The organism is Ruegeria sp. YTSC325 (assembly GCF_059609525.1).
Genome location: NZ_JBXWLY010000002.1, coordinates 392,485 through 417,740, shown reverse-complemented (window position 1 = coordinate 417,740; position 25,256 = coordinate 392,485). Strand labels below are relative to the sequence as shown.

The 25,256-nt window shown below is 56.3% G+C and carries 21 protein-coding genes; 13 read left to right on the top strand and 8 right to left on the bottom strand.

The genetic code is table 11. From position 1 onward, the window contains the following. Positions 1 to 25: 25 nt before the first annotated feature. The 5 genes from AC2FF7_RS04820 to pyrH form a co-directional block, all read right to left on the bottom strand. The gene (locus tag AC2FF7_RS04820) at positions 26 to 466 is read right to left on the bottom strand and encodes a TrgA family protein (RefSeq protein WP_170353015.1); all 441 of its coding nucleotides are present in this window, start codon (positions 464 to 466) and stop codon (positions 26 to 28) included. Between the two features lie 16 nt (positions 467 to 482). Continuing rightward, positions 483 to 1,691: a class I SAM-dependent methyltransferase gene (locus tag AC2FF7_RS04815; protein ID WP_496905272.1), complete on the bottom strand. Its 1,209-nt coding sequence runs from the start codon at positions 1,689 to 1,691 to the stop codon at positions 483 to 485. 69 nt (positions 1,692 to 1,760) lie between these two features. Further along, positions 1,761 to 3,185 carry a cryptochrome/photolyase family protein gene (locus tag AC2FF7_RS04810; protein ID WP_496905271.1) on the bottom strand — a complete coding sequence of 475 codons (1,425 nt, stop codon included), beginning with the start codon at positions 3,183 to 3,185 and terminating at the stop codon, positions 1,761 to 1,763. A 47-nt stretch (positions 3,186 to 3,232) separates the two neighbouring features. After that, positions 3,233 to 4,459: an aminotransferase class V-fold PLP-dependent enzyme gene (locus AC2FF7_RS04805; protein ID WP_480867486.1), complete on the bottom strand. Its 1,227-nt coding sequence runs from the start codon at positions 4,457 to 4,459 to the stop codon at positions 3,233 to 3,235. 209 nt (positions 4,460 to 4,668) lie between these two features. Continuing rightward, on the bottom strand, positions 4,669 to 5,412 hold the full coding sequence (gene pyrH / locus AC2FF7_RS04800) for a UMP kinase (RefSeq protein WP_170353007.1): 744 nt from the start codon (positions 5,410 to 5,412) through the stop codon (positions 4,669 to 4,671). A gap of 96 nt (positions 5,413 to 5,508) precedes the next feature. Here pyrH and miaA point away from each other — a divergent pair, with 96 nt between their 5' ends. From miaA to AC2FF7_RS04775, 5 genes are all read left to right on the top strand, one after another. Continuing rightward, a complete protein-coding gene (miaA, locus tag AC2FF7_RS04795; RefSeq protein ID WP_170750860.1) occupies positions 5,509 to 6,402 on the top strand; it encodes a tRNA (adenosine(37)-N6)-dimethylallyltransferase MiaA in 894 nt (297 codons plus the stop codon). Positions 6,403 to 6,726: 324 nt separating this feature from the next. Next, the gene (locus AC2FF7_RS04790) at positions 6,727 to 8,397 is read left to right on the top strand and encodes an ABC transporter substrate-binding protein (RefSeq protein ID WP_170750858.1); all 1,671 of its coding nucleotides are present in this window, start codon (positions 6,727 to 6,729) and stop codon (positions 8,395 to 8,397) included. Between the two features lie 121 nt (positions 8,398 to 8,518). Then, complete coding sequence (locus AC2FF7_RS04785; RefSeq protein ID WP_496905270.1) at positions 8,519 to 9,565, top strand: ABC transporter permease; 1,047 nt, start codon at positions 8,519 to 8,521, stop codon at positions 9,563 to 9,565. Positions 9,566 to 9,578: 13 nt separating this feature from the next. After that, entirely contained in the window at positions 9,579 to 11,042 is a 1,464-nt protein-coding gene (locus AC2FF7_RS04780; protein WP_480867483.1) for an ABC transporter permease, read from the top strand. A 94-nt stretch (positions 11,043 to 11,136) separates the two neighbouring features. Then, positions 11,137 to 13,224, top strand: coding sequence for a dipeptide ABC transporter ATP-binding protein (locus tag AC2FF7_RS04775; RefSeq protein WP_480867481.1), 2,088 nt, complete (start codon positions 11,137 to 11,139; stop codon positions 13,222 to 13,224). Between the two features lie 59 nt (positions 13,225 to 13,283). On the opposite strand, the gene AC2FF7_RS04770 is transcribed toward AC2FF7_RS04775, so the two are convergent. Further along, entirely contained in the window at positions 13,284 to 13,862 is a 579-nt protein-coding gene (locus AC2FF7_RS04770) for a lytic transglycosylase domain-containing protein (RefSeq protein WP_496905269.1), read from the bottom strand. A gap of 207 nt (positions 13,863 to 14,069) precedes the next feature. On the opposite strand from AC2FF7_RS04770, the gene ssb reads away from it, so the two are divergent. Next, the gene (gene ssb, locus AC2FF7_RS04765) at positions 14,070 to 14,576 is read left to right on the top strand and encodes a single-stranded DNA-binding protein (protein WP_353393025.1); all 507 of its coding nucleotides are present in this window, start codon (positions 14,070 to 14,072) and stop codon (positions 14,574 to 14,576) included. 18 nt (positions 14,577 to 14,594) lie between these two features. Further along, positions 14,595 to 15,665 (top strand): site-2 protease family protein, encoded by a 1,071-nt coding sequence (locus AC2FF7_RS04760; protein ID WP_480867479.1) that lies wholly within the window; start codon positions 14,595 to 14,597, stop codon positions 15,663 to 15,665. Here the strand turns inward: AC2FF7_RS04760 and aroB are convergent, their stop codons facing one another. Both aroB and AC2FF7_RS04750 read right to left on the bottom strand, forming a co-directional pair. After that, positions 15,666 to 16,778, bottom strand: coding sequence for a 3-dehydroquinate synthase (gene aroB / locus AC2FF7_RS04755; RefSeq protein WP_480867476.1), 1,113 nt, complete (start codon positions 16,776 to 16,778; stop codon positions 15,666 to 15,668). Continuing rightward, positions 16,779 to 17,366 carry a shikimate kinase gene (locus tag AC2FF7_RS04750; RefSeq protein WP_496905268.1) on the bottom strand — a complete coding sequence of 196 codons (588 nt, stop codon included), beginning with the start codon at positions 17,364 to 17,366 and terminating at the stop codon, positions 16,779 to 16,781. 79 nt (positions 17,367 to 17,445) lie between these two features. On the opposite strand from AC2FF7_RS04750, the gene AC2FF7_RS04745 reads away from it, so the two are divergent. The 6 genes from AC2FF7_RS04745 to AC2FF7_RS04720 all read left to right on the top strand — a co-directional run bounded on the left by AC2FF7_RS04745 (position 17,446) and on the right by AC2FF7_RS04720 (position 24,569). After that, on the top strand, positions 17,446 to 17,595 hold the full coding sequence (locus tag AC2FF7_RS04745) for a hypothetical protein (protein ID WP_170352987.1): 150 nt from the start codon (positions 17,446 to 17,448) through the stop codon (positions 17,593 to 17,595). Then, on the top strand, positions 17,585 to 19,108 hold the full coding sequence (locus AC2FF7_RS04740) for a hypothetical protein (protein WP_480867473.1): 1,524 nt from the start codon (positions 17,585 to 17,587) through the stop codon (positions 19,106 to 19,108). Before AC2FF7_RS04745 ends, AC2FF7_RS04740 begins: the two co-directional genes overlap by 11 nt. Before the next feature lie 2 nt (positions 19,109 to 19,110). Further along, positions 19,111 to 20,064, top strand: a complete 954-nt coding sequence (locus AC2FF7_RS04735) for a tyrosine recombinase (RefSeq protein WP_353393442.1) — start codon at positions 19,111 to 19,113, stop codon at positions 20,062 to 20,064. A gap of 63 nt (positions 20,065 to 20,127) precedes the next feature. Further along, positions 20,128 to 21,435, top strand: a complete 1,308-nt coding sequence (locus AC2FF7_RS04730; protein ID WP_170352984.1) for an HlyC/CorC family transporter — start codon at positions 20,128 to 20,130, stop codon at positions 21,433 to 21,435. A gap of 91 nt (positions 21,436 to 21,526) precedes the next feature. After that, positions 21,527 to 23,944 carry a GcvT family protein gene (locus AC2FF7_RS04725; RefSeq protein ID WP_496905267.1) on the top strand — a complete coding sequence of 806 codons (2,418 nt, stop codon included), beginning with the start codon at positions 21,527 to 21,529 and terminating at the stop codon, positions 23,942 to 23,944. Between the two features lie 31 nt (positions 23,945 to 23,975). Continuing rightward, the gene (locus tag AC2FF7_RS04720; protein ID WP_496905266.1) at positions 23,976 to 24,569 is read left to right on the top strand and encodes a nucleotidyltransferase family protein; all 594 of its coding nucleotides are present in this window, start codon (positions 23,976 to 23,978) and stop codon (positions 24,567 to 24,569) included. Positions 24,570 to 25,256: the final 687 nt, after the last annotated feature.

Here is a 25,256-nt window from a genome sequence, read left to right as displayed (position 1 = left end):
ATTACCCTCGTAGTGCCAGCAGCCCTCACCGCCAGCGGCGACTGGCCTCTTCCGTGGCGAGACCCGCGATCACAGCACCGATCCCGAGCGTCCACAGGATTTCTGGTGCTAACAACTGCTGACCAAATTCAATGCCAATCTGGAAAATGGCCAACAGTGCCTCAAATGGTCCGTCATACCGATGGCGCATAGCCAATCGGAACATTTCGTTGCACCCTTGAACAAACAGGCCCCAGAAAACCAATGAGACAACCCCGGTCAAACCGTTGTTCAGTCCGGACGTCCACCCTTTGCCAGCTCGCTTTCCCATGATTTTCCAGCCGCACGCAACCGCAATGATCATGTTCACGTAGGTAAAGATACCGTAGTCCTTACCATCTTCCCCATTAGCGATGATCATGCTCGAAACTAAAAAGGCCACCACCAAAAGACAAATGGAGGCTACAAGTCGCGCAGCAGTGGGCATCAGGTGGGTCCGTTCATTACGTTGGTTTTGCTACAGTAATCTGTGTCACATCGCAATTGCCGGTGTCAAAGGCTGCGCCGCAGGCAGTCAAATAATAATTCCACATGCGGCGAAAACGCTCATCAAAGCCCATCTCAGAAATGACGTCCCATTTATCATTGAACGTGTCATACCAGCGGCGCAGAGTCAGATCGTAGCTTTTGCCGAATTCCTTGGACGTCACCACGTTCAAACCTGCCTGAGCGACCTGCTCTTTCAGCACCGAAGGTGCAGGCAGCATACCGCCGGGAAAGATATATTTCTGAATGAAATCAACACCATTGCGGTAAATCTCCCAACGATGATCTGCCACGGTGATAATTTGTAAAGTCGCCTGAGCACCCGGCTTCAAACGTTCGCGCACAACTTCGAAATAGACTGGCCAGTATTTTTGACCAACCGCCTCGAACATCTCAATTGATGCGATGCCGTCATACTGGCCACGCTCATCACGGTAGTCCTGCAACTTGAACTCGACCATATCGGACAATCCCGCTTTATCAATGCGTTGCCGGGCATACTTCAACTGCTCCTCGCTGATCGTCAGGCCTGTGACCCGTAGGCCACGCTCTTTTGCTGCATATTCAGCAAATCCCCCCCAGCCACAGCCGATTTCAAGGATGTGATCACCGGGCATTGCCCCCATCTCATCAACCATACTGGCGTATTTGGCGGTTTGCGCCTTCTCAAGACTTTCCTGCCCAGTCTCAAACAGCGCGCTGGAATAGGTCATCGTATCATCCAGCCACATGGCATAGAATTCATTGCCCAAATCGTAGTGATAAGAGATATTCTTTTTGGCTTGCTTACGGCTATTTCCGTTCAACCAAAAGCGAAGCCTCTCATAGGCTTGAACCAGAAACTTACCGGTGAAATCGTCGTAAACGGTCTCGGTTCCCAAATGGACCAAATCCATGAAAGACCGCAAATCCGGTGTGCTCCAGTCGCCTTCCAAATAGGCGTCCGAGAACCCCAATTCGCCCTCTCGGATCAGCCGGGCAAAGACGTCCGGGTTGTGAATATCGACCCGCGCAATTGGCCCGGGCTTTGTACCTTCGGCTCGGAAAACACGGCCATCCGGCAGCGCGATATCCAGGCGGCCGTATTCCATCTTGTTCAGCATTTTTACAACCTGCCCGAAATAGCGTGGCAGGCCTTTCTGTCCGTCTGTGGTGGTCAGGATCATCCGCTCTCCCCTGTGCGGTTGTTGTTTCAGGCTAGGCCGAGTTTGTGTTTCTGGCAAGTTTTCAGTTCCTTACTGGGTTTTCCGGTGCTCATAGGCGGCCAGTGCCTGTGCTCGTCCTTCGGACAATGAAACGATAGGAGCCGGATAGTTATCCGTTGGCTCCAGGCCCCAGGCCCGAGGGATCGCTTCGAAATACGCCAAGGCGGTATCGGGCGGAGCAGTCTGGCCCTCGGCCACCCATTTGCGCACATAGGCGGATGATGGGTCAAATTTCTCTTGTTGTGTCACGGGGTTAAAAATCCGAAAGAACGGCGACGCGTCAGGCCCCGAGCCCGCCACCCACTGCCATCCCATCGCATTCGATGCGGGATCCCAGTCCACCAAACACTCCTCGAACCACCTCAGGCCGACTTTCCAGTGAGTCATCAGATGCTTGGTCAGATAGCTTGCGACGATCATCCGTGCCCGGTTGTGCATCCGCCCGGTTACGTACATCTCGCGCAAGCCGGCATCTACGACGGGAATACCCGTTCTTGCTGTTTTCCAAGCAATTACCCGTGGGTTATCTTCATCGAAACGCCACGGAAATGCGTCCCACTCTGGCTTCCAGTTGTCGCCAAGCAAGTGTGGAGTGTGAAACATCAGGTGATACGCGAATTCGCGCCACACAAGTTGGCGCAGATACGCATCCGCACCCGACACGCCATTCATCTCAGAGATCCTAACACGATGCCAGATCGACCGTGGGCTGATCTCACCCAGTGAGAGATATTCGGCCAAGGCCGATGTTCCGTTGTAATCCAACCGGTCTCTATCGTTGGAATAGTCAGAAACACGACCAACAAACGCTTCGAGAACGTCAAAGGCGGCCTCTTCACCTGCGCGCAAATGCTGCGCGACCACTCCGGCGCCTCGGTTCATTGCCGCCCCCATGGCCCAACTCCCAATGTCATCCGACTTTGGCCAAGCTGGCGGCGCAATCAGGCGGTTCGGAGTTGGCACCGGTGGGTCAACGTCCCTGTGTTGCACAGCTCTCCACATCGGCGTGAACACGCGGAAAGGTTGTCCACTCTTCGTCGCTACTGTCCAGGGTTCGAACAGCAGATGGCCGGAAAACGACTTTGCCTCGACCCCTTGGTCCTTCAGCGTTGTCTTGATGCTGCTGTCCCGCTCAATGGAGTCCGGATCATAAGCGCGGGTCCAGTACACTGCAGATGCTCCGGTTTCGCGGACAAGCTGTTGCAAAACCTCGATGGCGTTTCCCTGCCGCAGGATCAACCGACTGCCAACTTGCGTCAAACGCTGCTGCAGCGCTTCCAGCCCTAGCGACAGTCGCCATTTAGGTGCAGCACCCAGCGTCTGAGCAAGATTGTCGAGTATGTAAACGGGAATGACGGAACGACCGCTTTGAACTGCTGCGTTCAAAGCTGGGTGATCCGACAGGCGCAAGTCCCGCCGGTACCAAATGATGATCGGTGACTGCTCGTTTTCCATGATCGCCCTTTGTATTTTCTTTTATACGAAACAGGGCGAAAACCGGATCACAAAACGGTGTCAAGACTTTCCAATAACTGGTTGATTTCGTTCTCAGACGTGTAATGGGTGAAACTGACACGCAGCACACCGCGGGTCAGATCGATACCCATCGCTTCAAGTGGGCGAACTGCGTAGAAATCTCCGCCCCCGGCCATGATCCCGTGCTTGACCAGATTGCTTGCCACATCTTCGGCATTTTGTTCCAACGCCAAAGCTACGGTTGGCGCACGACGGGCCGCGTCAGAGGTCCCGATCAGCCGGACCGAATTGCGATCCTTCACGGCGTCCAAAACAGGTTGCAGCATTGCAACCTCTTGCCCTCGCATCAAGTTGTGCACAAACGCACCCCGCTCGGTCGCGCCGCTTTGGGGGCCGCCATGATGATCGCACAGAAGGTCGACGTAATCCGCCATCCCCGCGCAGGCCGCGATCTGAGCGTGATCCGGCCCCGCAGGCGTAAACCTTTTGTACAAACTGTCCGCATTGAAATAATGCGCCTGGTTTGGCAGCAACTCACCCAGCGACCGTCGCATGACCATACAACCCTGATGAGGGCCATAGGTTTTGTAGGCCGAGAACAGATAGATATCCGGCCCCATATCTCCGACATTGGGGAACCCATGCGGCGCGTAAGAAACACCATCCACACACACGAATGCGCCAGCGGCATGAGCGATCGCAGTGATCTCGGTTACCGGATTGATCTCTCCGATCACATTCGAACAATGCGGAAAACAGACCAGACGCACCTTTTCATCTAACAGGTTTTCCAGATCATGCGGGTTCAGCGATCCGGTCTCGGGGTCGATCTGCCATTCCCGGACCTCGATACCCTCCTCAGCAAGGCGGCGCCAGGGACCTGAGTTGGCCTCGTGATCCTGATTGGTCACAATGATCGCCTCTCCGGGTTGCATCCAGCGCCGGAACGCCTGTGCCAATACATAGGTGTTTTGAGTCGTGGAGGGACCAAAGCTCAGCTCGTCAGTATCGACCCCCAGAATCGCTGCCATGCGGACGCGGGCTTCGTCCATTTCCTCACCCGCCAGCCGACTTGCTTCGTAAGGACCGTAGGGTTGCACTTTGCGCTGGGTGTAAAAACGAAACAGGCGATCCAAAACCGGTTTGCAGGTATAGGATCCGCCTGCATTCTCAAAAAACGCCTGCCCTTGAAGGCTAGGTTCGGAAAAGGCCGGAAACTGCGACCGAACGAAATCGATATCGAGAGTGCTCATGGCACGAGGCTCCTTAGATCATGCACGTCAATCCATGAGGACACCGGTGCATGATTCCGGGTCCCTCGGAAATCATGGCGGGTCTTCCAGCCAAGCCTTCGCGTTTGCGATGGCAGCCCCTGCGGTCGCAAAGACCGGGCCAAGTTGCCCAGCGTTCGCGTCCGCGTCAAGCACTTGAATACAGAATGCCCGGTCTTTGGGGACGAGGCTTATCCCTGAACTTTGGTATAGGTACCTTCACCTGCAAGAATACCGCGGAACCCGCCCGGTTCATCCAGGCCGAACACGATCAGCGGCAGGTTATTGTCACGCGCCAGCGCAATAGCCGAGGCATCCATGACCCGCAGACGCTTTGCCAGAACATCATCATAACTGACCGTGTCATAGCGCACTGCATCCGCGTGTTCCTTGGGGTCCTTGTCATACACCCCATCCACACCGTTCTTGCCCATGAATATCGCCTCACAGGCCATTTCATTCGCGCGTAGCGTGGCGGCGGTATCTGTCGTGAAATAAGGGTTACCCGTTCCGGCAGCAAAGATGCACACACGCTTTTTTTCAAGGTGGCGTACAGCGCGGCGGCGGATATAGGGCTCACAAACCTCATCCATGCGAATGGCCGAAATCACACGCGTGAAAACCCCAACTTCCTCAAGTGCTGACTGCATCCCAAGCGCGTTCATAACCGTCGCCAGCATCCCCATATAGTCAGCGGTCGTCCGTTCCATCCCTTGCGCCGAGCCGCTCAGACCGCGGAAAATGTTACCTCCGCCGATGACCATGCAGATTTCGACCCCCAGATCGTGCACGGATTTCACCTCTTGCGCGATGCGCTGAACCGTCGGCGGGTGCAGGCCAAAGCCCTGATCGCCCATAAGCGCCTCGCCTGAAATTTTCAGCATCACGCGACTGTATTTGGTTTTCGGGGTGTCGGTTTCGGGGGAAAGGCTCATGTTGCGCTCCGGGCTGGCACGGGTTTTATTTCGCCGCAAAATGAAGCAAAACCTCTGCGGGTTCAATGCGGATCATGAGGAACAAGGCACTCTTGGATGGCCAACACGAACACATCGCAGATTTGGGACCGCCTGCCCCCCATTCCCACCGATAAACCTGTGCTAATTGCCGGGCCCACAGCCTCGGGCAAATCCGAACTGGCGTTGCGGATCGCTGAAACCTTCGGCGGTGTCATCGTGAATGCCGATGCCAGTCAGGTCTATGCGTGCTGGCAGGTAATTTCAGCCCGGCCATCCGCCGACGACGAAGCGCGCGCACCCCATCGGTTGTATGGGCATATCGCCTATGATCAGGACTATTCCACCGGCCATTGGCTACGCGAGGTCAAACCATTTTTGAGCGGACCTCAACGCCCCATCATAGTGGGTGGAACCGGGCTCTATTTCTCCGCTCTGACAGAAGGTATGGCTGACATACCGGCAACCCCATCCGACATCAGGACCGAGGCGGATCAGCTTACCCTACCCGATCTGATCCGTGGCGTTGACCGCGAAACTCTGGCGGGGATCGACACGCAGAACCGCGCACGAGTTCAGCGCGCGTGGGAGGTTCTGCGCGCGACCGGTCGCGGCCTACGCGACTGGCAGAACGACACACCGCCTCCGGTTTTGAACATCGCGGATACAGTGCCCATCGTTTTCGACGTGGACAAACAGTGGTTGCTGAACCGGATCAACCTGCGATTTGATCTGATGCTGGACACCGGCGCATTGCAAGAGGTCAAAGCCATGCGTGCGCACTACGATGCGTCGCTTTCTGCTTTCAAGGCCATCGGAGTTCCCGAGCTTATGGCCTACCTTGACGGCAACATGACACTCGAGGCCGCCCGTGAACGCGCCACAATCTCGACCCGACAATTTGCCAAACGTCAGCGGACATGGTTCCGTGCGCGCATGAAAGACTGGAATCGCGTTGATTTCTCAAAGTGATACCACATTTTTTTGATTGACTACTCAGGCGTGCTTTGTGCCCCGCGCGAATATGTCGAATCCCCTGCCTTCAGACCGATCAGCCAATGTAACGCAGGTCCAGACTCGATCGGTGTTAGCGGCAACCGACCCCGACGAATGTCGTTTTTGTACCCTGAATGACGATTTCGAACGTTGACCTGACCCGATTTCTGGTGCCGAATGAACGCATGGGGATGTTCAGTATCACAAAAACGGAAACCCGAGAGCCTGCCACCCGCGCCTGCCGGGCCTGAGCGGTTCTACATTCAATCATAAAAATCTATGTCACAGGGAGAGACATTAATGACAAAGCAAACCTTGACCGGAGCACCGATGCACTGGGCGGCGGAAATGCATGCACAGGAATTTCGTGACGGCAAGCTCAGCCGGCGGGAGTTCATGGCCCGCGCCACGGCATTGGGTGTCGCTGTTCCTGCCGCCTATGGAATGATCGGCCTAAGCTCACCCGCAGTCGCGCAAGAACCACAGCGCGGCGGCACGATCCGCTACCAGATGGAAGTGCGTGCGCTGAAAGATCCGCGCACCTACGACTGGACACAGATTGCCACCTTCACCGCAGGTTGGCTTGAATATCTGGTTGAATACAACAATGACGGCTCATTCAAACCCATGTTGCTGGAAAGCTGGGAAGCCAATGCTGACGCGACCGAATACACGCTGAACGTGCGTAAAGGCGTCAAGTGGAACAACGGTGACGATTTCACCGCCGAAGACGTCGCGCGCAATATCACCGGCTGGTGCGATGCGACCCTAGAGGGCAATTCCATGGCGTCACGCATGGCGTCTTTGGTCGATGAAGCCACCCAAAAGGCGGCGGACGGTGCCATCACCGTGGTCGACTCGCACACTGTAAAACTGAAATGCAACGCCCCGGATATTACCATCATCCCAGGCATGGCAGACTATCCGGGTGCCATTGTTCACAGCAGCTTTGACGCAAACAACATGCTGGCCAACCCGATCGGTACTGGATTTATGATCCCGGAAAGCCACGAAGTTGGCGTTAAGGGCGTGCTGGTGCGTAACGAAGGCTTTGACTGGTGGGGATATGAGGCCGGCAAAGGCGGCTATATCGACCGGATCGAGTTCATCGACTACGGCACCGACCCTGCCGCGTTCCTAGCTGCATACGAAGCCGAAGAAATCGACATGAATTGGGAGTCGGTGGGCGAATTCGTCGACATCTTTGATGGTATCGGTCTGGTGCGCTCGGAAATCCCGTCTGGCTTTACCATCGTCATCCGCCCGAACCAGCTGGCCGAGGACGATAGCGGCAACAAGATCTACGGCGACAAGCGGGTTCGTCAGGCGCTGGCAATGGCCGTCAACAATGAGGTCTGCCTAGAGCTGGGCATGTCTGGCTATGGTATTCCTGCGGAAAACTGCCACGTGGGTCCGATGCACCCCGAGTACGACTCGGCCGTGACCCGTATCCCTTATGATCCGGCAGGTGCAAAAGCCCTGATGGAAGAAGCGGGTATGGCTGATTTCGAGCACGAAGTTCAGTCCATCGACGATGACTGGCGCCGGAACACCACTGCGGCTGTTGTTGCACAACTTAACGATGCCGGGATCAAGGCCAAACACACGATCCTTCCGGGCTCGACCTTCTGGAACGACTGGACGAAATACGCATTCTCCTCGACCAACTGGAACCACCGTCCTCTGGGCACGCAAGTTCTGGCATTGGCCTACAAGTCGGGTGTTGCATGGAACGAATCCGGTTTCGCCAACGAAGAGTTCGACAAACTGCTGGCCGAGGCGAACTCGATCGCAGATGTGGACAAACGCCGCGAAGTGATGGCCAAGCTGCAGGCGATCATGATCGAAGAAGGCGTGACCATCCAGCCTTACTGGCGCACAGCGATGCGTCACCATCGCGACAACATGGTCGGTGTCGAAAAGCACATCGCGGACCTTCCGCAGCTTTATAAATTCGGCCTCGTTTCCTAAGCCGAACAACACAAGGCCGCGCCTGACGGGCGCGGCCTTTTCATCCTGACGACGGCGACCAAAACAACAGCGATGCGCACGGTCCGGCGACCGATGCGCGAGCCTACCAACAGGGGCTAACATGGGATTATTCATCTTAAGGCGCGTCGGCATCATGCTTTTGACAGCGCTGTGCCTTACCTTTCTGGTCTTCTACCTGACGAACCTTTATCCGAACCTCGAAAAACTTGCGAAGACGCAGGGCAACTTCCGTATGTCCGACGAGCAGGTCGAGAGCTTTCTGGAAAAAGGTGGATACCTGCAGTCAACCCCCGTGAAATACGGTGAATGGTTGGGAATCCTGCCATCTTATCGGCACACGAATGAGGACGGCACAATTCAGGGCAGATGTATCTTGCCCGGCAAGACTGCCGAAGAGTCTCCGAATTTCTGTGGTATTCTGCAGGGGTACTGGGGCTATTCGACCGTGTTCAAAGAAGAGGTCTCGACCGTTGTCGGGACACGTCTTGCCCTGACCGGACGGCTGATGTTCTGGGTGATGCTGCTAATGGTGCCGTCAGCTCTGATCTTGGGTATTTTGGCGGGTATGAAGGAAGGCTCGGCCACCGACCGGACGCTTTCGACCTTTGCCATCACAACAACGGCAACGCCGGAATACGTATCAGGCGTGATCTTCATCGCGATCTTCACGTCCTCTGCCGTGGGGCTAAAATGGTTCAAGGGCACGGCCACACAGGCGATGGAGAATCCGACGTTTGAGAATTTCTTCTTACCCGTGCTGACAATCGCGCTTTATGGGATGGGCTATATCGCCCGGATGACCCGCGCCTCGATGACCGAGGTGATGACCGCGCAGTACATCCGAACCGCGCGCCTGAAGGGTGTCTCGTTCCCGAACATCGTGATGAAACATGCGTTGCGCAATGCGCTGATCGCCCCCTTCACCGTCATCATGCTGCAGTTCCCATGGCTGCTGAACGGTGTCGTGATCGTCGAGACCTTGTTCAACTACAAGGGCTTTGGCTGGGCATTGGTTCAGGCAGCAGGCAACAACGACATCCAATTGCTGCTGGCGATCTCGGTCGTGTCAGTCTTTGTGGTGCTGGTGACCCAGCTGATATCGGATATCGGCTATGTCTACCTGAACCCGCGCATTCGTATTTCGTGAGGAGGCAGAGATCATGGAACCATTAACCTGGACCGGCTCTATTGCCTTCCTGAACCCGCTTTTGGCGATTGCGCTCGTTCTTATGGCCGCATCGATCCTGGCTTGGATATTGGCCAGTATCGTTCTGCCCGAACCTCAGATGACGGTGAACCCCGACGGGACGCTGACATCGGGATCTGGCATACGAAACCTAATCCAAGCCCTGATGCGATACAGCTTTCTGGCAAGCGTCGCGCTTGCTGTTGCCTATATCGTCTTGGGCATTTTGATGGGAACCAGCGCAGGTATCATCGGCGCAATGATGCAGCAATTCCTGCCCGTCTGGTTTTCGTTGATCCTGCTGTACGCAATGTCCATCGCGTTCAAACGCAAATTGGGACTATATGGCAAGCTGTTTGACAGTCCAATTGGCATGATCGGCTTTGGCCTTGTGATGTTCTGGGTTTTCACCGGGATTTTTGGCGCGCTTGACCTGATCGTGACGCATGACTCGCTATCACAAGTCTCAGGGATGAAGAACAAAGTGCCCGGAACGCCTTTGCCCAGCGTGGAGGACGGAGAATATGCGTGGTACCTGCTGGGGGGCGATAACCTGGCCCGCGACGTCTTTAGCCGAATGGTCAAGGGCGCGTGGATTGTGGTGCAGATCGCGCCTCTGGCGACGATGTTTGCCTTCATGGTCGGGATCACGCTGGGCTTGCCTGCAGGTTACTACGGTGGGCGGCTGGACACATTGCTGTCTTTCCTTGCGAACCTGATCCTCGCCTTCCCGGTCATTTTGCTGTTCTACTTACTGGTGACGCCCGAGATCGTGGCAACCGGTGTTCCAAACTACATGGCCGCTGTCCTTTTCATCTTTCCGATCATCTTTCTTGGGGTGCTATTGAACTCGCGCTATTACACACGGCCGACGTTCCGAACGCCTCTTTTGATTGGTGTTCTGGGAGTCGCGCTCTGGCTGTACCTGTCGCTGATTTCGACAGGTGGGTATGTGGTTAACACCGACGCCTACGGCATTTGGGGTCTGCCAACCTTTCTGGACCTTTTCGACGTTCCAGCTGGCATCCTTGTGGTCTTCGTTTCGGTGGTCTTCGTGAACTCACCCACTGTGTTCCGCATCGTGCGAGGGTTGGCGATGGACATCAAAACCCGCGACTATGTCGCCGCGGCTCAGACGCGGGGTGAAGGACCATGGTACATCATGCTGTGGGAAATCCTGCCCAACGCGCGCGGCCCTCTGATCGTCGATTTCTGTCTGCGGATAGGATATACTACGATCCTTTTGGGTACCTTGGGCTTCTTTGGCCTGGGTCTGCCGCCAGAAAGTCCGGATTGGGGGTCGACCATCAATGAAGGGCGCAAGCTGTTGTCGGTCTATCTGCACCCTGCCCTTCCTCCGGCGTTGGCGCTGTTGTCATTGGTTCTCGGTTTGAACCTGCTGGCAGACGGTCTGCGCGAAGAAAGTCTGAAGGATTGATGTGAAAGCGGCCGGGGGGCCAGCCCCCCGGACCCCCCGAGATATTTTCAGCCAGATGAAGGGGATCCCCTGACTCTCGCGAGGAGAAAACAAGATGAACAAACTGGCGGATTATGATGGGCCAATTCTTGAGATCGATAAGTTGTCGATTTCGTTTTTCACCCGTCTGAGGGAAATCCCCGCTGTCATGGACTTCTCGGTCAGTGTGCAGCCCGGCGAAGCGGTTGGTCTGGTCGGCGAATCCGGCTGCGGCAAATCTACTGTGGCTCTGGGCGTTATGCAGGACCTTGGCAAGAACGGGCGGATCGTGGGTGGAACGATCAAGTTCAAGGGACGTGATCTAGCCGAGATGAGCTCGGACGAGTTACGCGACATTCGCGGCAATGAGATCGCGATGATTTATCAGGAACCAATGGCGTCGCTGAACCCGGCCATGAAGATCGGCAAGCAGTTGATGGAAGTACCGATGATCCACGAAGGCGTGAGCACGGATGAGGCCTATGCCCGCGCGCTTGAAGTGGTAACAGATGTCCGCCTTCCCGACCCTGAACGGATGCTGAACTCTTTTCCACATCAGCTTTCAGGCGGTCAGCAGCAGCGGATCGTTATTGCGATGGCGCTGATGTCTAAACCGGCTTTGTTGATACTGGACGAACCAACAACAGCACTGGACGTGACCGTCGAGGCCGCCGTAGTCGAATTGGTCAAGGATCTGGGCAAGAAATATGGCACTTCGATGCTATTTATCTCGCACAATCTGGGACTGGTGCTTGAGACCTGTGACCGTCTGTGCGTGATGTATTCCGGCGAGGCGGTTGAACGCGGCTCAATCCATGACGTGTTCGACGAGATGCAGCACCCGTATACGCAGGCACTGTTCCGGTCGATCCCCCTGCCAGGTGCAGACAAGAACGCGCGGCCTTTGGTGGCGATCCCCGGGAACTTCCCGTTGCCGCATGAGCGTCCTCCGGGATGTAACTTTGGACCACGTTGCGATTATTTCGAAGAAGGTCGTTGCGACGCACAAGACATTCTGATGGAGGCCGTACCCGGCAATGATCGCCATCACACACGTTGCCTAAAGTTCAAGGAAATCAACTGGAACGCGCCGATCACCGTGTCTGAGCAGAAGGAAAAGGCCGAAATCGGTCGGACCGTTCTGAAGATGGACAACCTCAAGAAATACTATGAAGTTGCGGCGAATGCACTGTTTGGTGGTGGTGCCACAAAGGTGGTTAAAGCCAATGAAACGCTCAGCTTCGAAGCACATGAATCCGAGACACTTGCGATTGTTGGAGAATCCGGTTGCGGTAAGTCCACGTTTGCCAAGGTTCTGATGGGGTTGGAAACCGCGACAGATGGGCAGATCCTTCTGGACAACCGCAATATCGAGGCCGTGCCCATCGAGGAACGCGATGCCAAGACCGTTGGCGAGGTTCAAATGGTCTTCCAGAACCCGTTCGACACGCTAAATCCCTCAATGACTGTTGGTCGCCAGATCATTCGGGCGCTTGAGATTTTCGGTGTTGGCAACTCGGAGGCTGAACGCAAGAAGCGGATGCTCGAGCTTCTGGATCTTGTGAAACTGCCACGCGCATTTGCAGATCGGATGCCGCGCCAGTTGTCAGGAGGACAAAAACAGCGCGTGGGCATTGCCCGCGCCTTTGCCGGAGATGCGCGGATTGTTGTGGCAGATGAGCCGGTCTCGGCGCTGGATGTCTCAGTGCAGGCAGCAGTGACAGACCTGTTGATGGAAATTCAGCGCGAACACAAAACCACCCTGCTGTTCATCAGCCATGATCTTTCGATTGTGCGCTATCTCAGCGACCGGGTGATGGTGATGTATCTGGGCCATGTGGTCGAGTTGGGCACAACAGATCAGGTTTTTGCTCCTCCCTACCACCCCTATACCGAGGCGCTGCTGAGCGCGGTTCCGATTGCGGACACCTCGGTCGAAAAGCAGCATATCGTGTTGGAGGGCGACATCCCGTCAGCCATGAACCCACCCCCCGGTTGCCCATTCCAAACGCGGTGTCGTTGGAAATCCGAAGTACCCGGCGGCTTGTGCGAAGAAAAAGTACCGCCTGTGAAAACTCTGGCCGAAGGCCATCAGGTCAAATGTCACCTGGCGGAAGATATTCTGGCGCGGATGGAACCCGTCATCAAAGTTGCGGCGGAGTAAATCATAAACCCAATTGGACCGGCAGCAATGCCGGTCTAGGCTAGGATAGAGAAGTAAGGTTAACTTCCCCAGATTATACGAACGTAGTTCTGCGTCTCTTTGTAAGGCGGCACACCACCATGTTTTTCAACGGCTTTTGGTCCGGCATTATATGCCGCCAACGCAAGGCGCCAGGATTTAAACTTGCGGTATTGCCAAGACAGATAGCGCGCACCGCCTTCCAAATTCTGTTTCGGGTCGTGAGGGTTTACGCCCAACAACCGTGCTGTTCCGGGCATAAGTTGGGCCAACCCCAGCGCGCCTTTGTGCGACACTGCTTGGGGGTTCCACCCGCTTTCCTGCTGAACAAGCCGTAGGAACAGATCCTCCGGAACGTTATGCTTTCGCGCAGCTTGCCGTGCGAGTGACACAAATTCACCTTTGTATTTTCCGGTATAACGCTGATTGAACTGGCCTTTGGGCCTTTTGGGCTTTAGACGCTCTGAATCTCGGTACTGTGTCGCGGCGCGTGTATCCAAAACCTTGGATTGTTTCAGAAAAATGTCTTTCCGGCTCTTGGTTGACAACGTGTCAGCCGATGCTGAAACGGAAACCAGCGCAAGAAAAAGAACTGAAAAACCAATCACCAAAAACCGCATTAACGCCAGTCCTGCATTTTCACGAACCCGATTGAGTATAGGTATTTCAGCCAATAATGAAAGCATGGTTAATCCAGCCTTGGTAAATTCCTGCTTATCTCAATACCCATCAACTGTGTTTTAACCATGACGCAGGCCGTATAGGGTCGCAGTGAGAATTGGCGTCAGATTCGGACGCATACTGTTAGATAAAGAACGGGGACGTATATGGCAGGCTCAGTCAACAAGGTCATTCTGGTAGGAAATCTAGGTCGCGATCCTGAAGTGCGCTCATTCCAGAATGGTGGCAAAGTGTGTAACCTGCGTATCGCCACCTCAGAGACCTGGAAAGACCGCAACACCGGCGAACGCCGCGAGCGTACCGAGTGGCACTCGGTCGCCATTTTCTCGGAGCCTCTGGCACGGATTGCCGAGCAATATCTGCGTAAAGGCAGCAAAGTGTATATCGAAGGCCAACTGGAAACCCGGAAGTGGCAGGACCAATCGGGTCAGGATCGCTACTCGACCGAAGTTGTCTTGCGTCCCTACCGGGGCGAGCTGACCCTGCTTGATGCCCGAGGCGAAGGTGGCGGTGGCGGCGGCTATGGTGGTGGCCAGTCAGGTGGATACGGCGGCGGTCAGGCTGGCGGCGGCTATGGTGATCCGTACGGCGCACCATCCAGCGCTCCTGCCCCGGCCTCTAGCGGAATCGACGACGACGAGATTCCGTTCTAAGTAAAACGGAGACATATCATGACATGGTCCTTCTCACTCGGCCGGATATTGGGGTCGGAATTGAGGGTCCATGTCACCTTTTTCCTACTGCTCGCCTGGGTCGGTTTCGCCGCCTACTCCAACGGAGGTCTCGAGGCGGCCGTTGAAAACCTGATTTTCGTGTTGGCGTTGTTTGCCTGTGTGGTCGCTCATGAATTTGGCCACGCCCTGATGGCAAGGCGGTACGGGATCAAGACTCCGGACATCACTCTGTTACCGATCGGCGGTTTGGCGCGTCTCGAGCGGATGCCGGAAAACCCGTTGCAAGAGGTCTGGGTCGCTTTGGCAGGCCCCGCGGTGAATATCGTGATCTGGATCGTTTTGGTCTTGCTTGGTGCCAACATGCCGATTGAAACGATGGCGCAGATTGACAGCACGACGCCGGGTCTGATGAACCGTCTGGCCTATGTGAACCTGCTGCTGGCTGTGTTCAACATGATCCCCGCCTTTCCAATGGATGGCGGGCGCGTGTTCCGCGCTTTGTTGTGTCTAAAAATGGACCGGGTCAAAGCCACAAGGGTCGCTGCGTTAGCTGGTCAGGCGGTTGCGGTGGGGTTTGGCTTTCTGGGTCTCAGCACAGGAAATCCGCTGCTGGTCTTGATCGCAGTGTTCGTCTTCGTTGCCGCCAATGCAGAAAGTCAGGATGTGACCATGCGCGCAGTCGCGCGGCAGGTACAGGCGCGCGACGCCATGATTACCGAGTTCCACGCGCTATCACCAAACGACACGCTAGCGACCGCCGCCCAAGCTGTCATCCACACGACGCAACACGAGTTTCCGGTAATGTCTGACGGCGGCGAATTACTCGGCTTTGTCACACGCAACCGATTGTTTGCCGCGCTTGCTGATGAAACGCCCCGGTCCAACCCAGCAACGTCGATCATGGAGACGGACGTTCCAACAGTCCGCCTGACCGACGGGCTTGAGGCGGTGTTGGACGGGCTGCACAAAGGTGCTCCGGCCATTGCGGTCTGTACACAGACGGGCGCAATGGTCGGATATATCACGCGCGAAAACATCGGCGAGTTGATGGTGATCCGCAGCCGCTGATCAGGCTGTTGCCAGCGCGTCCTGAAGCACCGACAACACGGCGTCGCGCGGCACATCCGACGTGACGAAAGCCTGACCAATCCCGCGCGCCAGAATGAATCGCAACTGACCGTCTATGACCTTCTTGTCCTGCGCCATCAGATTGACCAATGCCTCGGCCCCCGGAAGCTCTCCGGGAATGTCGGCCAGGTCGGTCTTCATCCCCATCGCGCGCAGATGCGCCCGAACGCGGCTTGGGTCTTCTTGCGAACAGAGGCCCAGACGAGAGGACAGCTCAAAGGCCAGCGCGCAGCCGATGGCCACGCCTTCTCCATGCAACAGGCGGTCCGAATACCCAGTCGCAGCCTCAAGCGCATGACAGAAAGTGTGACCCAGATTGAGCAAGGCGCGATCGCCCTGCTCGGTCTCATCCCTTTCCACGATATCAGCTTTCATTTGCACTGAACGGGTCACAGCACGCACACGTGCTGCCATATCACCACCCGAGACCTTGGTCCCGCTTTCTTCAAGCCACTCGAAGAAATCGGCGTCACCCAGCAGCCCGTATTTGACCACCTCGCCATATCCGGACAAGAAATCCCGATCCGTCATTGTGCTCAGAACCGAGGTGTCGGCCAACACCAGCGAAGGCTGATGGAACGCCCCGATAAGGTTCTTACCCTGTGGCGCGTTTATGCCGGTCTTGCCGCCGACCGAACTGTCCACCTGCGCCAGCAGCGAGGTCGGGATTTGCACGAACCGAACACCGCGCCGCAAAACGGCTGCGGCAAAGCCTGCAAGGTCGCCGATCACGCCGCCGCCAAACGCGATGACAACATCCCGGCGCTCGACCTTCTCGGCCAGCAGCCACTCGACCGCGCGTTCAAAATGAGGCCAGCTTTTGGTTGCCTCACCCGCAGGCAGGGCCAATGCCGACATCTCGATCCCCGCCGAGGCCAACCCATCGCGCAGGGCATCCAGATGCAAGGCAGCCACATTTTCATCGGTCAAAACGGCGACCTTGGGCCTGTGCAGCAGCGGAGCGATCCGTGTCCCGGATTTCGCCAGCAGATCCGGCCCTATTTCGACGTCATACGAGCGCTCGCCCAGTGCAACATGTACGGTTTGGTGCATTTAAGTCCGTTCCAAAACATCGGGTCGCGTCAGCAATGCGTCCACAACCCGGTCCACCATATTATCTATCGAGGTTTCTCCGTCCGACGTAACCGTCAGATCCGCTTGCGCATAAACCGGCACGCGATCCTCATAGAGGGCGCGCAATGTCGCATAAGGGTCTGCCGTGCGCAGCAAAGGGCGCGTGTCCTTGTGCTTGACCCTGTTCCACAGCACGTTCAGATCGGCCCTGAGCCAGACCGATACGCCCCTCTCTGTGATCATCTGGCGGTTATGCCCGGCCAAGAACGCCCCCCCGCCCGTTGAAAGGATGCCTTTTTCCTCGTCCAGAAGCCGCCCGATCACCTGACTTTCCTTGTCACGAAAGAACGGCTCGCCGTCGCGTTCGAAAATCTCGGGGATGGTCATGTTGGCCGCCGATTCGATTTCGGCATCACTGTCGAGGAACGGAACCGCCAGTCGCGCCGCCAAAGCGCGGCCGACCGCGGTCTTTCCCGCCCCCATCATGCCCACCAGAACAACCGTTTTGTGCAATAGAAGGCCCGGAGCACGGACTTTCGCATCGGTATTATGCTTAATTTCGCTCATTTCAACGTGAATGACGTGATCTTAAGAAAAATGCCAGCTATAACTGGGACAAAACAGAAAAATGAGGCGATGTTGAGCGATGGGCCGTCTGATAAAATTCCTGATATATCTGATCTGCCTGTGTTTTATCGGGTTGGTGGGCTACGCGTATCTAGGTCCTTTCTTTGGCGTTGATTTTTCGGCCCCGCAGGAAGAAGTGCGCGAGCCGGTCATTCTGAATGTGGATTAAGGCCGCAGCGGCTGCGATGCTGCTGGCCAGTGCGGCACAGGCGCAGCAGGAACCTTTATCTGTGATCGACTGGCTGAGCCAGCCACCGGACAACCTGCCCGGCACTGTTCTGCTGGAACCGCCTGTATCGGATTCCGGGTTGCAACCGGGTGTGGAAGTCACTCCGCTTGAGGCGTTGTCCCAGCCCTTGGGATTGGTGTCGTCGTCGGTGACAGGCCTTCCGGTGGATGTGTGGCAAAACAGCGATCCCGCACGGTTGGCGGAACTGATCGGTCACGTGCCGGTCAAATACAACCCGGCCATGCAACGCCTGCTTTTCACTCTGTTGCTTACCGAAGCTCGTGCGCCATCCGGACCCGATGCCGAGGAGACCTTGCTGCTGGCGCGGCTGGACCGGTTGATGCAGCTTGGCGCAGCTGATCCCGCGCAGTCTCTGGTGCAACTTGCCGGTCCGACGGACACCCGCGACCGGTTCCAACGCTGGTTTGATGCCACCCTTCTGACCGGAGACGAAGATAGAAGTTGCACAGCGCTGATCGCGCAACCGCATCTGTCTCAGGACTACGAAGCCCAGATATTCTGCAAGGCCCGGCGTGGCGATTGGACCTCAGCCGCGCTGACGTTAGAGGCAGCTCATGCGTTGCAGATTCTTCCGGAAATGGACCTTGCCTTGCTGGACAGGTTCCTCAGCCCCGAGCTGTTCGAAGACGCCGAATACCTACCGCAACCCGAGCGCCCCGACCCGCTTACATTCCGACTGTATGAAGCAATTGGCGAGCGCTTGCCCTCGACTTCGCTGCCGCGCGCCTTTGCCAATGCCGATCTGCGAGATGTGGCCGGATGGAAAGCACAGATCGAAGCAGCCGAACGACTGACTCGCGTCGGTGCTTTGACGCCCAACCAGTTGCTTGGGCTATATACCGAACGCTCTCCGGCTGCATCCGGAGCGGTCTGGGACCGCGTCGCCGCCGTTCAACGTTTTGAAAGTGCGTTGGACTCCGGTAAAGTCGGCGCGATCGCGCAGTCCCTACCCACCGTGTGGGAGCAGATGCGCAGCGTGGGGCTTGAAGTTCCATTCGCCGAGCTTTTTGCGAACCGGCTGTCAAAAGTCACATTGACCGACCCAGCCGCCGAGGAATTGCGCTGGCGTATTCTGTTGCTGTCCGATCTTTACGAAACCGCTGCCCTGGCTGTTCCTGACCAAGGGGAAGAGAACCAATTCCTCGCAGCTTTGGCTCAGGGTGATCCTGGACGCGCGCGCTCTCCATCGCCTTTGGCAGACGCTGTCGCGCAGGGTTTTGCCTGGGCCGCACCCGTTCCCGCCGATATCGACCGTTTGCTAAGCGACGGACAACTGGGTGAAGCCGTCCTTGAGACGATGGAGTTGTTCGCACATGGGTCACGCGGCAACCTCGTGGACCTTTCAGCCGCCATCGCAACCCTGCGGAGGGTTGGTCTTGAAGACACGGCCCGTCGCGCTGCGCTGAACCTTTTGATCCTACAGGGCACATGACCATGGTAGCCCCGGCCTCGCACGACCTTTGGATTTCAACCTTTCTTCAGGCGCAAGCGGCCGAGCTTGGGGCGTCACCCAATACATTGCTGGCATATGGGCGCGACCTGAAAGACTTCGCCGCGTGGCTCGAGCGTCGAAAAACCACCTTTGATCAGGCGGACCGCGACAGAATCGAACGTTATCTGATCGATTGTGACGCGCAGGGATTGTCCCAATCCACCCGCGCAAGACGGCTGTCCGCGATCAAGCAGCTTTACCGTTTTGCATTCGAGGAAAGCTGGCGTGAGACCAACCCCGCCATCCAGATAAAAGGACCGGGTCGCCAAAAACGCCTGCCGAAAACTCTGGACGTGCCGGAAGTTGACCGTTTGCTGCAAGCCGCGCGTGAAACTGGTCGCACCGAAACCGACCGCATCCGCAACACTTGTTTGATGGAAGTTCTTTATGCAACCGGCATGCGCGTGACCGAGTTAGTCTCACTGCCGGTGTCTTCCGCACGAGGTGACCCACGAATGTTGTTGGTTCTGGGTAAAGGCGGGAAAGAGAGGATGGTGCCGCTGTCGCCCCCAGCCCGCGAGGCGCTGGCGCTATGGCTTAAAACGCGGGACGAGGCCGAAGACCAATTGGTGGCCGATGGCGGGCAAAGGTCGCGGTTCCTGTTTCCCTCGCGCGGCAAATCGGGTCATCTGACGAGGCACATGTTCTTTCACCTGATCAAAGAGCTTGCGGTTCAGGGCGGCGTGTCGCCAGAAAAAGTCACTCCGCACACTCTGCGTCATGCGTTTGCCACACATCTTTTGGCAAACGGGGCCGATCTGCGATCGATCCAGACGTTACTGGGTCACGCCGATGTCGCGACCACGGAAATCTACACGCATGTATTGGACGAACGCCTTGCGGAGTTGGTGTTGGAGCATCACCCGCTTGCCAAAGAGCCGCAGGACAAAGGCTAACCCCTTGATCCGCCGGGGCCGCGCCCCCATAACGAATGAAGCAACACCAACCTACAAGGACCAATGGAACCCTCACCCTCTATGATCGACGGCGCATTCTGGTTTACCACAAGCGCTATTCTGCTTTTGCTTGTCCTGTCGGGCTTTTTCTCGGGTTCTGAAACAGCATTGACTGCCTCATCGCGCGGTAAGTTGCGGGCGCAGGCCGACAAAGGGTCTCGCGGCGCACAAAAGGCGCTGGATATCACCGACGACAACGAACGTCTCATCGGCTCGGTCCTGCTTGGCAACAACCTGGTCAACATCCTGGCGGCATCTTTGGCGACTGCTTTGTTCACCAAACTGTTCGGGGAAAGTGGCGTGGCTTTGGCGACGCTGGTGATGACCCTGCTGGTGCTGATTTTTGCCGAGGTGCTGCCAAAAACCTATGCCATCACAAACGCGGAAAAAGCGGCATCTTTGGTGGCACCCATTATCAGTGTCGTTGTCACCGTATTCTCGCCTGTTGTGGCAGCAGTACGTCTGTTGGTGCGCGGCGTTTTGCGCCTCTTCGGCGTTCGGATCGATCCCGACAGCAACATTCTGGCTGTCCGGGAAGAGATCGCCGGTGCATTGCAACTGGGACACTCGGAAGGTGTGGTCGAAAAGGAAGACCGCGACCGAATTCTTGGCGCGCTCGATCTGGGTGACCGCGCAGTTGAAGAGATCATGCTGCACCGCTCGAACATCGAGATGATTGACGCAGACGACGCGCCCGAGGCGATCCTTCAACAATGTCTTAAAAGTCCTCACACCCGCCTGCCCGTCTTTCGGGACGAACCCGAGAACATCGTAGGCGTCGTCCACGCCAAGGACCTGTTTCGTGCCATGTATGCCCACGCTGGGGATCGCGAAAGCCAGCCGAACCAGTTGGAGAGCTTCGATATCTCGAAGGTGGCCAACGATCCGTATTTCGTGCCCGAAACCACCACTCTTGACGATCAGATGCGAGAATTCCTGCGGATGCACAGCCATTTTGCGCTGGTCGTGGATGAGTATGGTTCGTTGCGCGGATTGATCACGCTCGAGGATATTCTGGAAGAGATCGTTGGTGAGATCGCGGACGAGTTTGATCTGGAAGAAGATGTCCCCGTCACGCGCACAGATGATGGTCAATATCTGGTTGAAGGCGCGATGACGATCCGTGACGTGAACCGGGCAATGGAATGGTCCCTGCCGGACGAAGAGGCAAACACCGTCGCGGGTCTTGTCATTCACGAGGCGCAGATGATCCCCATCGTAGGTCAGGTCTTTTCCTTCCACGGCTTCCGTTTCGAGGTCACCGCACGCGAGGGCAATCGGATCACCGAGCTCAAAATCCGACCGTTGTAACGAACAATCCGCGACACCTGGTGTCGGGAACGGAACAGTAAACCCGCACCCGCCCTTGCAGGTTCGGGTAAATGCGGATGGAGGCGAGGACGTGAAGACGACAACGCAAGTGGCAGTTATCGGCGGCGGCGTCGTCGGCTGTTCAGTCCTTTATCACCTGACCAAGCTGGGATGGTCCGACGTTATGCTATTGGAACGCTCGGAACTTACCAGCGGGTCCACGTGGCACGCGGCGGGCGGGTTTCACACGCTGAACGGCGACACCAATATGGCCGCGCTGCAGGGCTATACGATCCGCCTGTACAAAGAACTGGAAGAGATTACCGGCATGTCATGTGGCCTGCACCATGTTGGCGGGATCACTTTGGCGGACAATCAGGATCGGTTCGACATGTTGTTGGCCGAACGCGCCAAGCACCGCTTCATGGGGCTGGAAACCGAGATCGTCGGACCGGATGAAATCAGGAAAATTGCGCCAATTACCAATACGGACGGCATCATAGGCGCGCTTTATGATCCCCTGGACGGGCATCTGGACCCATCCGGCACAACTCATGCCTATGCCAAGGCTGCGCGCATGGGTGGGGCCACGATTGAAACCCATTGCATGGTGCACGAAACCCTGCAACGGCGGGATGGCACTTGGAATGTGGTCACCGACAAGGGCATCATTCACGCGGAGCACGTGGTGAATGCAGGCGGCCTATGGGCGCGCGAGGTCGGGGCGATGGCGGGCGTTTATTTCCCGCTGCACCCGATGGAGCATCAGTATCTGGTCACCGACACGATCCCTCAGATAGAAGCTATTATTGATGCGGGCGGAGAGCATCCGCATGTGATGGACCCAGCCGGAGAAAGCTATTTGCGACAGGAAGGGCGCGGGCTTTGCATCGGGTTTTATGAACAACCCTGCAAGCCTTGGGCCGTGAATGGGACGCCTTGGGAGTTCGGGCATGAATTACTGCCCGACGACTATGACAAGATCACCGATAGTATCGAGTTCGCATATCGCCGCTTCCCGGTCCTAGCCGAAGCCGGGGTGAAGTCGGTAATCCACGGGCCTTTCACCTTTGCGCCGGACGGGAACCCTCTGGTCGGCCCCGTCCCAGGGTTGCGCAACTACTGGTCTGCCTGTGGTGTAATGGCGGGCTTCAGCCAGGGCGGTGGCGTGGGTCTGACGCTGGCGCAATGGATGATCGAAGGCGAGCCCGAGCGCGATGTCTTTGCCATGGACGTGGCCCGGTTCGGCGACTGGATCAGCCCGGGCTATACTCGCCCCAAGGTGATCGAGAACTATCAGAAACGCTTTAGCGTTTCCTACCCGAACGAGGAACTGCCCGCCGCGCGCCCCAATCGAACCACGCCGATGTATGACATCTTCACCGATCTGGGTGCGGTCTGGGGTCAGCAATACGGGCTGGAGGTTCCAAACTATTTCGCCCAGCATGGTGAGCCCGAATACGAAACACCTTCATTCCGCCGGTCTGACGCATTTGCGGCCACTGGACGTGAGGTGCATGCGGTGCGCAATGCAGTGGGTATCAACGAGGTCCACAACTTCGGCAAATACCGTATCACCGGCCCTGATGCGCGAACATGGCTTAATCGGATCATGGCCGGGCGTATCCCGCAGCCTGGTCGCCTGTCACTGACGCCGATGCTGTCACCCAAAGGCAAGCTGATCGGGGATTTCACCGTATCTTGCCTGGATGAGACCGATTTCCGCCTGACCGCATCTTATGGCGCGCAAGCATTTCATATGCGGTGGTTCCTGCAGCATCAGGAAGGCGATGTTCACATCGAAAACATCAGCGATCGCCTGAACGGGTTTCAGATTGCTGGCCCCAAGGCTACGGAAGTTCTAGCGGCGTTTACCCGAGACGACCTCTCGGACCTGCGTTTCATGGATGTCCGCCGAATGACCTTCGGTATGACTGACTGTATCGTGCAACGTGTAAGCTACACCGGAGATCTGGGTTACGAGATCTACTGCGATCCGATGGCGCAGCGGCAGCTTTGGTGGACGCTCTGGCAAGCCGGAGAGCCGCTCGGCATGACCCCTTTCGGTATGCGGGCCATGATGAGCCTGCGTCTGGACAAGTTCTTTGGGTCATGGATGCGAGAATACTCGCCCGACTACACCCCAGGTGAAACCGGGTTGGATCGGTTCATTTCATTCTCGAAACCTGATGACTTCATCGGACGTGCCGCCGCAGAATTAGAGCGCTCGGAAAAACCTGCGCGCAGGTTGGTTTCCTTCATCGTTGATGCCGAAGACGCCGACGTGAATGCCTATGAACCGATTTGGCTACAGGGTGAGGTTGTGGGCTTCTGCACCTCGGGTGGGTATTCCCACCATGCGCAACAATCGGTTGCTTTGGGTTTCCTTCCTGTTGAACACATCGCGGAGGGAACAGAGGTCGAGATCGAAATTCTTGGTCAAATGCGTAAGGCCCGGATGGTGTCGACGCCTTTGTTTGATGGTGACGGAACCCGAATGCGGGGATGACATCAGCCAGCCAGAACGTCATTCTAGGCACATGAAAAAAATACCAATTATCTTGCTGGCTGCCGGTCAGTCCAAGCGCATGCGTGGACAGGACAAATTGCTGCAACAAGTGGACGGCATGACCCTGATGCGCCGATCTGCGCTAACTGCAATGGATGCCGGAGAGGTGTTCGTCGCGCTGCCCCCAAGGCCACATGATCGGTATGCCGCATTGCACGGGCTGGACCTGCACAGGATCGAGGTTGTCGATGCCGCGGAAGGGATGAATGCCAGTTTACGCCGTGCATTGGCTCAAATCCCAAACGATGTCCCGGCGGTCATGGTTTTATTGGCCGATCTGCCCGAGATCACGGCGCAGGACATAACCGCAGTCTTGTCCGCCGTGATCGATCACCCTGACCACCTGATTTGGCGCGGAGCCACAGCCTCGGGTAAGCCCGGTCATCCGGTGGTTTTTGACCAAAGTCTGTTTTCCGAGCTTAGCACCCTGTCCGGTGATGAAGGAGCCCAATCCGTTGTGCGTGCCCATTTGGACAAGGTTTTCTTGCGGCCCCTACCCGGCGAACATGCGTTACTGGATTTGGACACACCCGAGGATTGGGCAAGATGGCGCAATCAACGTTAAGTCAAAAGTAACACGGCCCGGTCTTTCCAGACCGGGCCGGTACCCAAAGCGGGACTACCACGTTTCACACGTTCCAAAAGCGCAGCCAAAAATGCCTGTAGCACCTTGGCTATTCCGCTGCCGAACCTAAACAAGACCCCCTCGTTAACATGCCGCTGAGCGCTTCTGGTAACAGTGATGAGCTTTTGGCACCCCCTAGTGCCATCAGCTTCCCCTCGCTTGGGCATGCCTATCGTCACCGATCCGCCCCGCGCAAACAACGCTAAAACAGGAATTTCGGTTAATTTTCGACATATCAGAATGGTTTTTCCGCAACATCTCTGAAATCGGCAATCTACCTAAAGATGTTTATTAACCCCCGATGAATGCAGGGAAATTCGAATATGATCAGATCTATATGAAAATTGATTTATGTTGTTCATGGTTGTTTGCGGTTAAGTGGTCTTTTCACCAGAACAGACCACAACCTAAAGGCGATATTAGGGAATGTAAAAACCCCCTTGCATCATTTGTTATCGAATTTGTCTCAATTCTTCACTTTTCTCTTTCTGGCCCCTTATTAGGAAACAATTTGGAAGATTCGCTGGTTTGATTCGTCCCGTTTTGCACCTTCCATCCATTCAGATCGGCGAATAAGACATCCGATTTGTGGCAAAATTAAGATTTCTTAACCTTTGTTAAAGGAAA